This window comes from Photorhabdus aegyptia (genome assembly GCF_000612035.1).
GTDB classification, from domain to species: Bacteria; Pseudomonadota; Gammaproteobacteria; order Enterobacterales; family Enterobacteriaceae; genus Photorhabdus; species Photorhabdus akhurstii.
On the sequence record NZ_JFGV01000059.1, the window covers coordinates 1 to 13,213 of the forward strand.

At 46.9% G+C, this 13,213-nt stretch carries 10 protein-coding genes; all 10 read right to left on the reverse strand.

Annotated elements, in window-relative coordinates; genetic code table 11:
- Window positions 1-1,264: 1,264 nt before the first annotated feature.
- The 10 genes from nuoN to nuoE all read right to left on the reverse strand — a co-directional run bounded on the left by nuoN (window position 1,265) and on the right by nuoE (window position 13,213).
- Entirely contained in the window at window positions 1,265-2,722 is a 1,458-nt protein-coding gene (gene nuoN / locus BA1DRAFT_RS16505) for an NADH-quinone oxidoreductase subunit NuoN (RefSeq protein ID WP_036781352.1), read from the reverse strand.
- Window positions 2,723-2,728: 6 nt separating this feature from the next.
- Window positions 2,729-4,249 carry an NADH-quinone oxidoreductase subunit M gene (nuoM, locus tag BA1DRAFT_RS16510; RefSeq protein ID WP_036781354.1) on the reverse strand — a complete coding sequence of 507 codons (1,521 nt, stop codon included), beginning with the start codon at window positions 4,247-4,249 and terminating at the stop codon, window positions 2,729-2,731.
- 20 nt (window positions 4,250-4,269) lie between these two features.
- Entirely contained in the window at window positions 4,270-6,117 is a 1,848-nt protein-coding gene (gene nuoL, locus BA1DRAFT_RS16515; RefSeq protein ID WP_036781357.1) for an NADH-quinone oxidoreductase subunit L, read from the reverse strand.
- Window positions 6,114-6,416 carry an NADH-quinone oxidoreductase subunit NuoK gene (nuoK, locus tag BA1DRAFT_RS16520; protein ID WP_011147297.1) on the reverse strand — a complete coding sequence of 101 codons (303 nt, stop codon included), beginning with the start codon at window positions 6,414-6,416 and terminating at the stop codon, window positions 6,114-6,116. The genes nuoL and nuoK overlap by 4 nt, the downstream gene beginning before the upstream one ends.
- Window positions 6,413-6,958: an NADH-quinone oxidoreductase subunit J gene (gene nuoJ, locus BA1DRAFT_RS16525; RefSeq protein ID WP_036781359.1), complete on the reverse strand. Its 546-nt coding sequence runs from the start codon at window positions 6,956-6,958 to the stop codon at window positions 6,413-6,415. The genes nuoK and nuoJ overlap by 4 nt, the downstream gene beginning before the upstream one ends.
- 12 nt (window positions 6,959-6,970) lie before the next feature.
- Window positions 6,971-7,513, reverse strand: a complete 543-nt coding sequence (gene nuoI, locus BA1DRAFT_RS16530; RefSeq protein WP_036781362.1) for an NADH-quinone oxidoreductase subunit NuoI — start codon at window positions 7,511-7,513, stop codon at window positions 6,971-6,973.
- Between the two features lie 14 nt (window positions 7,514-7,527).
- Window positions 7,528-8,505 carry an NADH-quinone oxidoreductase subunit NuoH gene (gene nuoH / locus BA1DRAFT_RS16535; protein ID WP_036781364.1) on the reverse strand — a complete coding sequence of 326 codons (978 nt, stop codon included), beginning with the start codon at window positions 8,503-8,505 and terminating at the stop codon, window positions 7,528-7,530.
- The gene (nuoG, locus tag BA1DRAFT_RS16540) at window positions 8,505-11,228 is read right to left on the reverse strand and encodes an NADH-quinone oxidoreductase subunit NuoG (protein WP_152544337.1); all 2,724 of its coding nucleotides are present in this window, start codon (window positions 11,226-11,228) and stop codon (window positions 8,505-8,507) included. Before nuoG ends, nuoH begins: the two co-directional genes overlap by 1 nt.
- A 75-nt stretch (window positions 11,229-11,303) precedes the next feature.
- The gene (nuoF, locus tag BA1DRAFT_RS16545; RefSeq protein ID WP_036781369.1) at window positions 11,304-12,668 is read right to left on the reverse strand and encodes an NADH-quinone oxidoreductase subunit NuoF; all 1,365 of its coding nucleotides are present in this window, start codon (window positions 12,666-12,668) and stop codon (window positions 11,304-11,306) included.
- The gene (gene nuoE, locus BA1DRAFT_RS16550; protein WP_036781371.1) at window positions 12,665-13,213 is read right to left on the reverse strand and encodes an NADH-quinone oxidoreductase subunit NuoE; all 549 of its coding nucleotides are present in this window, start codon (window positions 13,211-13,213) and stop codon (window positions 12,665-12,667) included. Before nuoE ends, nuoF begins: the two co-directional genes overlap by 4 nt.

Sequence of the window (13,213 nt, forward strand, 5' to 3'; positions counted from 1 at the left end):
CCGAATGAATTATTTAAAGGAATACGAACATGTTTACTTCCGGATTAACGATGTTGCACTTATTATGTGAATCCAAGTTTAATTTTAATACCATTAATATATTTATTACCCTCTTTGGTTTTAAACCTAAAAATCAAATACAAGAAAAAGGAAAAACGAGAAAATCAGAGTATCGATTTAATGAAAATGGATGAATTTAAATTACAGGCTCAAAATAGCCCAATAAAAACCATTCATTAAATGAATTTTTAATTGAAAAATAAGAAAACTCTCGGAATGGGAATCACCCTATTTGATATCACCTTTTTAACCATATTCATTTTATCTTTTTACCTGCCTTTCCATTTAACAGCCTATTCACATCCATATTTAATTCGTTTATCGACAATGTTATCCATCCACTTATTTTACATTTACCTAACCTGACATGATCATTTAAAATCACAAAAACAAAAATATTAAAGACCTCATATAAAAGACGGATTTAACTATAAGTGCATATTTTTAAAAACACGTTAATCAAACTTAATCCAACCCCATTAACTATTAATAGCAAGTTGAAAAGAAACCAGCGAAAAAAGAATATTATCCGAAAAAACATAAAGGGGAATCTTTATACCATCAAGCTATTTATTGGTTGATTTATAAAGATAAAAGAAAGAGTGATAACTTATAAAAACTGTTCAAAATTGCCAATAAAACAGCATCAACAAAGATAAAAAGCAAGTATGATTAACGTTGATTAAACGTAAAAAAAATATACCATGATGATTAAACTTAATAGAAATCAGGTAGTAAGAGCAGTAAGAACAACGATTAAAACCAGAGGTTAAAAAAATAGCTTTTAATAGCCATTTAAAACCTGCTCACCATAAAACCATCAGTGAAAAATGAGAAAAATAATTAACTTTATCAATGATTATAAATAACGTTTCATAATTTTACTACACATGACCATTTTCAACTCATTGTTATACATATAATTATAAGTGACATAAGATGTATAACCATTTTGAAATCTCATTTATACCCCGTAAAAAAGGCAAATAAGAACATAAAATATTATTAAATGAATTTACTGATTTATTTAAACATCATTTAAATAGACATGGCTTTAAGAGAAAACCTAAAATCATATGGCGAGACTATTTTAATAAATAAAATATTTTATTTTTATAGCCCAAGTCTTTTCAAAACTGACCCGGTAAGAATAATCTTACCGGGTTTTTATACTCCAAATAATCCGTAACAACTGACTGGCTATTTAGAGAATAATTTTCGCTTGCTGTATCACATCAATCAGCGGTTGAGGCCAGATACCTAGCGCTAATACCAATAATGCGGAAACCAGAACAACCATCCCGCCGGCAGTCGATGCCCAGTTCCTTGGCGTGTCGCGGTTAAGGGCCTTTGGCGCAGGCAGGTACAAACTGACCATCACCCGCAGGTAGTAATACAAACCGATAGCACTACCTACCACCACAGCCCCCGTCAGCCACCACAGTTCCGCTTTCACACCCAACACAATGACGTAGAACTTACCAATAAAACCAAATGTCATTGGTATCCCCGCCAGCGATAACATCATCACCGTCATCACCGCAGACAGAATAGGTTTATGCCAAAACAGGCCACGATATGAGTAGAGGGAATCTGCATCCGGTCCTTTATATGGGCTGGACATGAGGCTAACAACGCCAAATGCGCCGATACTGCTAAACAGATAACCTGCCAGATAGATACCGACCGTCTCTTCTGAAAGCTGGTGATTCTGTACCGCCACCAGCGCCACCAATAAATAACCCAGGTGAGCAATAGAAGAGTAACCAAGCAGACGTTTGATATTTGTCTGGGTCAACGCCATCAAGTTACCGAACAGCATAGAAGCAATGGCAATAACGGTTAATACCGTGCGCAATGCTTCGCTATCCGCCATTGGCGCTTCAACAAACAAGCGCACTACTACCGCGAAAATCGCTATCTTACTGGCTGTTGCCAGGAAGGTAGAGACCGGAGCCGGCGCTCCCTGATAAACATCCGGTGTCCAGAGATGGAAAGGTACCAGTGATAATTTGAAGCCAAGGCCAACAACCAGCATACCCAAGCCTGACAGTATCAAAGGTTGATAGATATAGCTGTCAGACAAACGATGCCCCAGTGCAGCAAAAGAGAGATCGCCTGATTCCGCATATAACAACGCTATACCAAACAGCATGAAAGAAGAGGCTGCCGCAGACAGCAGCATATACTTGATAGCCGCTTCCAGAGAGCGTTTCTGGCGATATGCATAACCAATCAAACCAAACAGCGGCAAAGTTAATAACTCAATGCCGATAAACAATGATGCCAGGTGGTTTGCACAAGCCAGAAGAATCCCGCCCACTGTCGCAATTAGCACCAGCAAATAGAACTCTTCTTTGTTATCTGGATAATTTTCTAACCAGGAATAGGCGAAAGTCGTCGTTGCCAGGCTCGCAACCAGCACGAGACCGATATAGAGCATTGCATAGCGATCCACATGAACCAGTGGAGTGACATCCATCGCTTCTTGCTGTCCGACAAAATAGAGAGACAGCAGAGCCAGATTCAAACCTACCACGGTCAGAGTGGTGTTAATAAAGTGATCGCGTCGCCACGCAATGGACAGCATCACAACCACTACCGTCAATCCGACGATCAACAGCGGTAACAGCGCGATCAGTTGTTGAGGAGTTATTGTCATGGCGAATTACGGCCTTGTAGTTGAAATTGAAGCTGAATACCAGGTCTGGATGTTATCCATCGCTGCCGCTGAAGTATCAAGGATAGGTTGTGGGTAGAAACCCATCACCACCAGTAATATCAACAGCACCATTACAATGGATACTTCTCGCATATCCATCCGTCTTAGTGGTTCATCTGATTTTGCCTCACCGTAGTAAGCACGCTGCATCATATACAGGGCATAAACAGAGGCGAAGACCAGACCAAATACAGAAATCGTTATAATTAACGGAAATTCACTAAAACTACCAAACAGGATCATAAATTCACCGACGAAGTTACCGGTCCCCGGCATCCCTAGTGTCGCAACAGCAAAAGAGAGCGATAACGCAGGCAAGAACTGCACACGTTTCCACAAGCCCCCCATGAGATTCATATCACGGGTATGTAAGCGCTCATAAAGTTGCCCACAGAGAATAAACATGCCTGCGGCTGACAGACCATGAGCAATCATCTGAATAATTGCCCCTTGGTAAGCAAGCTGGCTGCCAGAATAGATCGCGATTAACACAAACCCCATATGAGAGATACTGGTGTAAGCAATCAAGCGTTTGATATCTGTCTGGCTGAATGCCATCCATGCGCCATAGAAGATCCCGAGCACACCGAACCACATCGCAATCGGTGTGAACTCATGAGAAGCTTCCGGGAACAACGGCAAAGCAAAACGCAACAGACCATAACCTGCGGTTTTCAGCAAGATGCCGGCTAAGTCAACAGAACCCGCTGTCGGCGCCTGACTGTGCGCGTCAGGTAGCCACCCATGTAAAGGCACAACCGGCATTTTTACCGCAAACGCAATGAAGAAACCGAGCATCAGCAAGTATTGAACGGTGTGTGACATTGGTGTATTCAGCAATTTTTCATAGCTGAATGTCCACTCGCCTGTTCCATTATAGTGAACCAGTACCAGCGCCATAATCGCAATTAACATCACCAAGCCACTCGCCTGGGTGTAAATGAAAAACTTGGTCGCCGCGGTGATACGAGTCTTACCGCCTGAACCTCTGTGGCCCCACAGTGCAATCAGGAAGTACATCGGCACCAACATCATTTCCCAAAAGAAGAAAAACAGGAACATGTCGATAGCGAGGAACACCCCCATCACACCACCCAAGATCCACAGCAGGTTCAAGTGGAAAAAGCCCTGATATGGCTGATTTTCCGTCCATGAACAGAGAATAGCCATCAGCCCCAGTAGTGCGGTCAACACCACCATCAGCAGTGATAAGCCATCCAAAGCAAGGTGAATACTGATACCAAAACGTGGGATCCACGGCATAAGAAATTCCTCTTGCCATTGTGGGATCCCTTGTGGATTAGCCAAGGTGTAGTCCCCCTGCACCCACAGTTGCAGAGAGAGCACCAGAGTCAACCCCATCGAGATTAACGCGATCCAACGCGGTACACGGGTACCGAAGCGTTCAGCCTGCCAACTCAACAGGCCACCGATGAAGGGCATAAGAATTAGCCAAGGTAATAGCATGGCGCAATGTATCCCTTAAATTAAACCAGTAGCAGCAGAGCTAAAACCAGCACTGCACCCAACCCCATAGAGGCAACGTACCAACGGACCTGTCCATTTTCACTCAGGCTAAGACCTTTGTTACTCCAGCGTGATAACACCGCAGGAATATTCATCAGTGAATTTAGCGGATCGTTTCGCAATACATGCGTAATGTTCTTGAACGGCTTAACAAATACCCAGTCATAGAGAACATCAAAACCCCAAGCATTAAACCACCATACGGAGAAGAAACGCCCCGGAGCACTTCGTGCCACACCATTCACTAACTGACGTTTACCCAGATACAGTGCCATTGCCAACAAAATACCCGCTACAGCGACCACGCCAGAAACCACTTCCAGGGTCATTTTGCCTGTGTGATCCGTTGCATGGCTTCCCGGCAGCACACCCGCCAATGGCGGCACAATCAGTGCGCCCACAAAGGTGGAAAGCACCAGCAATACCAGTAACGGAAAATGATGGGTAATACCTTTTACAGGATGGGCTTTTGTTTTCGCCTCACCGTGGAATACGATGAAAATCATGCGGAAGGTATACAAGGAAGTCATAAATGCCCCCGCCAGACCAGCCAGCATTAGGTTGATATGACCATGTGACATCGCTCCCCACAGAATTTCATCTTTACTGTAGAAACCCGCAGTGACGATTGGCAACGCGGATAACGCCGCGCCGCCCACCAAAAAGCAGACATAAACCAATGGAATGGATTTACGCAATCCACCCATTTTGAAAATATTCTGCTCGTGGTGGCAGGCCAGAATGACGGAACCCGATGCCAGGAACAACAGCGCCTTAAAGAAAGCGTGAGTCATCAGGTGGAAAATTGCTGCATCCCACGCCTGAACCCCCAATGCTAAGAACATGTAGCCAATCTGGCTCATGGTTGAGTAAGCCAATACACGCTTAATATCGGTTTGCACTAACGCTGCAAAACCAGCCAACACCAGCGTGATAGCGCCGACAGTGCCAACCAGTTGCAGGATTTCCGGCGCCATCAGGAATAGACCGTGGCTACGCGCGACCAAGTACACCCCGGCGGTTACCATCGTTGCCGCATGAATCAGCGCAGAAACCGGCGTCGGACCGGCCATCGCATCGGCCAACCAAGTTTGTAACGGCAATTGGGCTGATTTACCTACCGCTCCCCCCAATATCATCAGGGTTGCCCAAGTAATCACTGAAGAACCGGCTTCCAGATGCTGTGGAGCTAAAATCGCCAACTCGCGGAAGTTCAACGTTCCCAGATTGTCATACAGAATGAACATGCCGATAGCCAAGAAGACGTCACCCACACGAGTAACAACAAAGGCTTTCATTGCCGCAGCGCCATTCGCCGGGTTGGTATAGTAGAAGCCAATCAGCAAATAACTGCACAGCCCTACCCCTTCCCAACCGAGATACATCAGCATCATGTTATCTGCCAGAACCAGTATCACCATGCTGGCGATAAACAGGTTGGTATAAGCGAAGAAACGGGAATAACCCTCTTCACCACGCATATACCACGAGGCATACATATGGATCAGGAAACCAACACCAGTCACCACACTCAACATGGTAAGCGATAAACCATCAAGCACCAGAGTAAACGGGATACTGAAATTCCCAACTTCCATCCAGTTCCACAGGTTCTGACTGTAAACCAGATCACCCGCGCCATTCTGACTGTTGAAATCGATAGCGACCCATAAGGTAACCAACGCAGCCAAACCAACAGAACTAATCCCGATGGTGGCTGATGTATTTTCAGACCAGCGGCCACGGGAAAATGCCAACAGCAAAAATCCCAGCAGTGGCAGCAGAATTGTTAAATAGAGTAAGTTCATCCGCGCATCTCACTGACTGTATCAATATTCAGATTCTGGCGACGACGATAGAGCTGCAATAACAGCGCCAGGCCAATACTCGCCTCTGCTGCTGCCAAGCTGATAGCCAAAATAAACATCACCTGACCATCTGGCTGGCCCCAATAGCTGCCTACCACAACAAAGGCCAAAGCCGCAGCATTAATCATCACTTCGAGCCCAATTAACATAAACAACAGATTACGGCGAATGATGAGCCCGGTCAGGCCCAACACAAATAGAATAGCCGCCAAAATCAGTCCATGTTGAAGAGGTATCATGGTTGTTCCTCCGCATTTCGGTTGCTGAGCACTTCACCCTGTTTATGCTCACGGCCTATGTGATACGCCACCACCATACCGGCAAGTAATAGCAAAGAAGCCAGTTCAACGGCCAATACATACGGACCAAACAAACTGATACCCACTTCTTTAGCACTGATAACTTCACCGGTGATATTGTCAGCAATATCGCCATGAGAAACATTGATAATGGTATACACCAGCACAACAAGCAGCACCGCTGACAGTATCCCCGGACCAATCCAAGTCCTCGGTTTCAACCAGACACGCTCTTGTTCAACAACAGATTTGCCAAGGTTAAGCATCATCACCACGAAAACAAACAGCACCATAATGGCCCCGGCGTAGACGATGATCTCCAGCGCACCAGCAAAATAAGCGCCAAGCGAAAAAAACACCGCTGAAAGCGCCAGCAGAGACACAATCAGATACAAAAGCGCGTGTATCGGATTGGTATGGGTAATCACCCTGATAGTTGCCAATATGGCAATCAGCCCGGCAGTATAAAACGTAAATTCCATGAATATCGCTCCTTACGGCAACAGGCTTTTAACGTCGATAGGTTTCGCTTCATTGTCGGCTTCACCTTTTGATTTGCCGTCAATCGCCATACCTGTCTTACGGTAAAAGTTATAATCAGGATATTTACCCGGACCTGAAATCGTCAGGTCCTCTTTTTCATACACCAGATCCTGGCGCTTAAACTCCCCCATTTCGAAATCCGGCGTTAATTGGATCGCAGTCGTCGGGCAAGCTTCTTCACATAAGCCACAGAAAATACAACGTGAGAAGTTAACGCGGAAAAATTCTGGATACCAACGACCATCTTTATGTTCAGCTTTTTGCAGTGAAATACATCCCACCGGGCAAACCGCCGCACACAGGTTACAGGCAACACAACGCTCTTCACCGTCCGGATCGCGCGTCAGCACAATACGGCCACGGTAACGTGGCGGCAGATAAACCGGTTCCTCTGGATACATTTGGGTTTCGCGCTTATGAAAGGCATGCAAGCCAATCATCCAAATACTGCGTACCTGGGTGGCAAAACCAACCACTAACTCTTTTAATGTCATGGTTCATTCCCCCCTTATTGAGCGTTGTACAAAATCACTGCCGCAGTCGCCAGCAGGTTAAGTAAGGTTAGCGGCAGACAGACTTTCCAGCCAAACGACATCACCTGGTCATAACGCGGACGTGGTAAAGAGGCGCGTATCAGGATGAACATCACCATGAAGAATGCCGTTTTCAACGCAAACCAGACAAACGGCGGCAAGAACGGACCATGCCAGCCACCAAAGAACATTGTCACAATCAGGGCAGAAACCGTAACAATACCGATATATTCACCAACGAAGAACAGACCGAATTTCATACCGGAATATTCAATATGATAGCCGTCAGCCAGCTCCTGTTCTGCTTCCGGCTGGTCAAATGGATGACGGTGACACACCGCCACACCCGCGATAGCAAAAGTCAAGAAGCCAAAGAACTGAGGAATGACATTCCACATATGCTCCTGTGCATTGACGATATCCACCATATTGAAAGAATCTGCCTGCGCCACAACGCCCATAAAGGAGAGGCCGATAAACACTTCGTAACTCAGTGTCTGCGCAGAAGCACGCATCGCCCCCAGTAATGAGTATTTGTTGTTACTTGACCATCCAGCAAACAGCACCGCATAGACAGCCAGACCCGCCATCATCATAAAGAACAAAATACCGATGTTCAGGTCGGCGGCCATCCAAGTCGGCGTGATCGGCACAATGGCAAATGCCAGCAACAGAGAAACGAAACCAATCACCGGCGCCAAGGTAAAGATCATTCTGTCGGCAAACCGGGGTACCCAGTCCTCTTTGAAGAACATTTTGATCATGTCAGCGACGATCTGTAACGACCCACCCCAACCTACACGGTTTGGCCCATAACGGTTTTGAAACAGCCCTAGCAAACGACGTTCGCCAAAGCTCATCAATGCCCCACAGACAACCACCACGACCAAGATCACCACGGCCTTGAGAACAGCGATCAGCACATCAATAATTTCGGGGGTTAACCAACTCATTATGCAACCTCCCGTAAATTATTCACGGAAACACCCGCCAATACTGGAGGAATGCCCGGCATTCCCATTGGCAAACCAATCTGCCCTTGAGCAAGATTTTCACTCAGACGAACTGCCAGACGCAGTTGCTGACCAAAACAATCAAACTCCAGAACAGAACCCGTTTTCACACCCAATTGATCCGCATCTTTGCTATTGAGCATCACATAAGGCTCCGGCATACGTTCCTGAATCACATCAGAACGCTGAGTTAACTCTTCACTACCAAACAAATGGTGGTAAGGAGCCACTGTCCACTGGTTATTTTGTGCAGTAAAGGCTGTCGGGATCTGATCAAAATAGTTCAAACCGCCGTCAGTGGTTTCAATCAGACGCACACCGGGATCACCAAAGCGCAGATGACCACCTACCTCCGCCTGGAATTTGTTCCAAGCCTGTGGTGAGTTCCAGCCCGGCGCCCATGCAAATGGCACCTGCTGACGATAGGCATCTGGGCTATTGTTACCTTCCATTGAAAAAGCGAATGGCGAATCGACATCCTGCGGCTGACGTTGCTCATGTACGCTGAGATTCGCCAACATTGCAGTACGACCACTGTAACGGTGCGGTGAACGGGCCAGTTTCTGACCACGGATGCGGAATGTAGAATCAGGCGCGGCGTCAACAATGCCTTTAAGCTGTGGCATTGTTTCAACACAGGCATCAATAACATGGTCGAGCTGCGTCCAATCTAAATGGCGTTCAGTATAAGTTGTGTGCAAGGAGTGCAACCAACGCCAACTCTCCAGCATCACCACCGATTTGTCGTAGAAAGAGGGTTCAAAAACTTGGAAATAACGCTGCGCCCGGCCTTCCTGATTTACCAGCGTACCGTCACTTTCTGCAAAGCTGGAAGCTGGAAGAATCAAATGGGCTTTATCCATGATGGCAGTGCGTTGATGATCAACCACAACCAAGTTTTTCAGCTTGCTCAGTGCATCGTCTACCTTATCTGCTGCGGCATGCCGATAGAGATCATTTTCCATCACGATAGCCGTATCAGATTCACCACTGCTTATCCGTTGCAACGCAACATCCAGTGGTTGAGCCTCCATCATTCCCAATCCAATACTATTCGCATAGATTGCAACAAACGACAAACCGACATCTGAACCTCGGTCTTTCAGTGCCCAGGCAACATTGGCCGCTGCTTGAATAATCGCATCACTACCGACGTTACTGCCGCTGATAATCAGTGGTTTCTTCGCGCCAATCAATGCTTGCGCAACCATTTCCACTTTAGCTTTCAGTTCGTCAGGCAAATTCTCGACTGCCGGCGCAGTGTTATCCAATGCATGAGCGACTGCAAAACCAAAACGCGCCTGATCATCAACCGGCGCGCGATAATTCCACGCGGCGATATCATCCAGACGAGTATCATCCACGTTGGTCACAAACAGGGGATATTTCGCACGCTGACCAATATTCATCACAGCGGCAATTTGCCAATCAGCAACTTTCTGAGCGGCCGCCATTTCGCGGGCTTTACCTTTCACCGCCTGACGAACTGCCAGTGCCATCCGGGCGCCGGTTTGCGTTAGATCTTCACCTAAAATCAGTACCGCATCATAGCTTTCAATTTCACGCAGCGATGGTGTATAAACGCCGCCCTGTTGAAGAATTTCCAACATCATATCAAGGCGTTGTTGTTCAGCCGCGGCAATCCCGCTATAGAAGTTTTCCGCGCCCACCAGTTCACGCAGTGCAAAGTTACTTTCCAAACTAGCGCGTGGGGAACCGATACCAATGGCATTTTTGGCCTGACGTAAAATATCCGCCCCACCCTGCATAGCCTGTTCAGCGTTAAGCGAGATCCAATGATCACCACGCAATTGCTGTGGCTGACGAGGACGATCCTTACTGTTGACATAACCGTAACCGAAACGACCACGGTCACACATAAAGTAGTGGTTTACTGTCCCGTTATAACGGTTCTCGATACGGCGTAATTCACCATAGCGCTCTCCCGGGCTGGTATTGCAACCAATGCTGCACTGTTGGCAGATACTTGGCGCGAACTGCATATCCCATTTACGGTTATAACGTTCAGAGTGGGTTTTGTCAGTAAATACCCCTGTTGGACAAATTTCCACCAGGTTACCGGAGAACTCACTTTCCAGCGTGCCGCTTTCAGGGCGACCAAAATAGATATTATCGTGAGCGCCATAGACACCAAAATCAGTGCCGTCGGCGTAATCTTTGTAGTAACGCACACAACGATAACAGGCAATACAGCGGTTCATTTCATGAGAAATAAACGGCCCCAATTCCTGATTGTTGTGAGTACGCTTAGTGAAACGGTATTTACGGAATGTATGACCGGTCATCACGGTCATATCCTGTAAGTGGCAATTGCCCCCTTCTTCACACACCGGGCAATCGTGCGGATGGTTAGTCATCAACCACTCAACCACACTCTCACGGAACTTTTTAGCCTCTTCATCATCAATCGAGATAAAAGTGCCATCCGCTGCCGGAGTCATACAGGACATTATCAAACGACCGCGCGTATCATCCGCATTTTGATATTGCTTCACCGCACACTGGCGGCAAGCGCCAACGCTTCCAAGCGCTGGATGCCAGCAAAAATAAGGAATATCCAACCCCAAAGAGAGGCAGGCTTGTAACAGGTTATCAGCCCCGTCTACATCATATTTTTTGCCGTCTACATGTATCGTAGCCATAGTCAGCATGCTTCCAAATGACCTGCTTTTCAGCAAGTGTTAATCAAAAATTCTGCTAATCTCGTGAAGAACCCATTACCAACGCTGTTTCAACAGGTTTGACTGGATGCCCGTAATGAAATGGGTGTTCCCATAGTCTTTAGTCACAATTCCAGCTTCGAATTCATCACGGAAATATTTGATGGCGCTCTGTAGTGGTTCCACGGCCCCTGGTGCGTGAGCACAGAATGTATTACCTGGCCCAAGGAAGCGACAGAGCTGCTCCAACGTTTCAATATCCCCCGGTTGCCCTTCCCCACGCTCTATTGCACGCAGGATTTTCACGCTCCACGGCAACCCGTCACGACATGGAGTACACCAGCCGCAAGATTCACGGGAAAAGAATTCTTCAAGATTACGGGTTAAAGAAACCATGTTAATTTCATGGTCAACCGCCATTGCCAAGGCCGTGCCCAAGCGGCTGCCCGCTTTAGCGATATTTTCGAAATCCATTGGCAGATCCAAATGCTCAGCGGTCAGGAAGTCAGTCCCTGCCCCACCTGGCTGCCATGCTTTGAATTTCAAGCCGTCACGCATACCGCCGGCATAATCTTCAAGAATTTCACGGGCAGTCGTACCAAATGGCAATTCCCACAAGCCCGGGTTTTTCACCCGACCGGAGAACCCCATCAGTTTGGTACCAGCATCTTTACTCTTGCCCGCACTTAGACCGATATACCACTCTTTACCGTATTCGAGAATTGAAGGAACGTTGCACAAGGTTTCAACGTTGTTGACGCAAGTAGGTTTACCCCATGCGCCGGAAGTGGCTGGAAATGGCGGTTTCGAGCGAGGATTTGCTCGTCGGCCTTCCAGTGAGTTAATCAGCGCGGTCTCTTCACCACAAATATAACGCCCTGCGCCGGTATGAACAAACAACTCAAAATCAAAGCCGCTGCCCATAATGTTTTTACCCAACAAACCCGCCGCCTTAGCTTCTTCAATGGCTTTACGCAGATGTACAGCCGCTTCCACATATTCACCACGCAGGAAGATATAGCCACGATAAGCTTTCAAGGCAAAGGCGCTGATCAACATCCCTTCCACCAGCAGGTGAGGAAGTTGCTCCATCAGCAAGCGATCTTTGTAAGTACCCGGCTCCATTTCATCTGCGTTGCATAGCAGATAACGGATATTCATGCTTTCATCTTTTGGCATCAGGCTCCACTTCAAACCAGTAGAGAAGCCTGCGCCGCCACGGCCTTTCAGCCCGGCGTCTTTTACCAGAGAAACCACTTCATCAGGGGACATGCTTTTCAGTGCTTTTTCAGCGCCACGATAACCACTTTTGCTACGGTACTCATCCAGCCATACCGGTTGTTTATCATCCCGTAAACGCCAGGTAAGAGGATGGTTTTCCTCGGTACGAATAATTTCTTTTATTCCTGAATATGCTGTCATGGATACTGCTCCAGTAACTTTTCAATCTCTTCAGGTCTGACAGAACTGTGCGTATCGTCATCGATCATCATGGTCGGGCCTTTGTCGCAGTTACCCAGACAACAGGTTGGCAACAGCGTAAAACGCCCATCTTTCGTCGTCTGCCCCGGACAGATATTCAGATGTTTTTCAATCGCAGCCTGGACATCCTGATAACCGGTAATATGACAAACCACGCTGTCACAATAACGAATAATATGGCGGCCCACCGGTTGACGATAAATCTGGCTGTAAAATGTTGCCACACCCTCTACATCACTAGCGGGAATACCAAGCACATCAGCAATCGCGTAAATGGCGCCATCCGGTACCCAACCACGATGTTTCTGTACAATTTTCAATGCTTCTATCGAAGCGGCGCGCGGATCTTCGTAGTGGTGTTTTTCATGCTCAATAGCATCGTGCTCTTCGATACTCAGCACAAAATCTGCTTTTGCCTGAGACTCTGTTACGTTAACCACATCAAGTCGCGCTTGTTGAGCACTCGCGTTAATTTCACTTTGCAT

Coding starts and splice junctions, on each gene's coding strand:
- nuoF (WP_036781369.1), bottom strand. CDS start 12,668: ATGACAGCATATTCAGGAATAAAAGAAATTATTCGTACCGAGGAAAAC.
- nuoN (WP_036781352.1), bottom strand. CDS start 2,722: ATGACAATAACTCCTCAACAACTGATCGCGCTGTTACCGCTGTTGATC.
- nuoI (WP_036781362.1), bottom strand. CDS start 7,513: ATGACATTAAAAGAGTTAGTGGTTGGTTTTGCCACCCAGGTACGCAGT.
- nuoH (WP_036781364.1), bottom strand. CDS start 8,505: ATGAGTTGGTTAACCCCCGAAATTATTGATGTGCTGATCGCTGTTCTC.
- nuoG (WP_152544337.1), bottom strand. CDS start 11,228: ATGGCTACGATACATGTAGACGGCAAAAAATATGATGTAGACGGGGCT.
- nuoE (WP_036781371.1), bottom strand. CDS start 13,213: ATGCAAAGTGAAATTAACGCGAGTGCTCAACAAGCGCGACTTGATGTG.
- nuoM (WP_036781354.1), bottom strand. CDS start 4,249: ATGCTATTACCTTGGCTAATTCTTATGCCCTTCATCGGTGGCCTGTTG.
- nuoL (WP_036781357.1), bottom strand. CDS start 6,117: ATGAACTTACTCTATTTAACAATTCTGCTGCCACTGCTGGGATTTTTG.
- nuoK (WP_011147297.1), bottom strand. CDS start 6,416: ATGATACCTCTTCAACATGGACTGATTTTGGCGGCTATTCTATTTGTG.
- nuoJ (WP_036781359.1), bottom strand. CDS start 6,958: ATGGAATTTACGTTTTATACTGCCGGGCTGATTGCCATATTGGCAACT.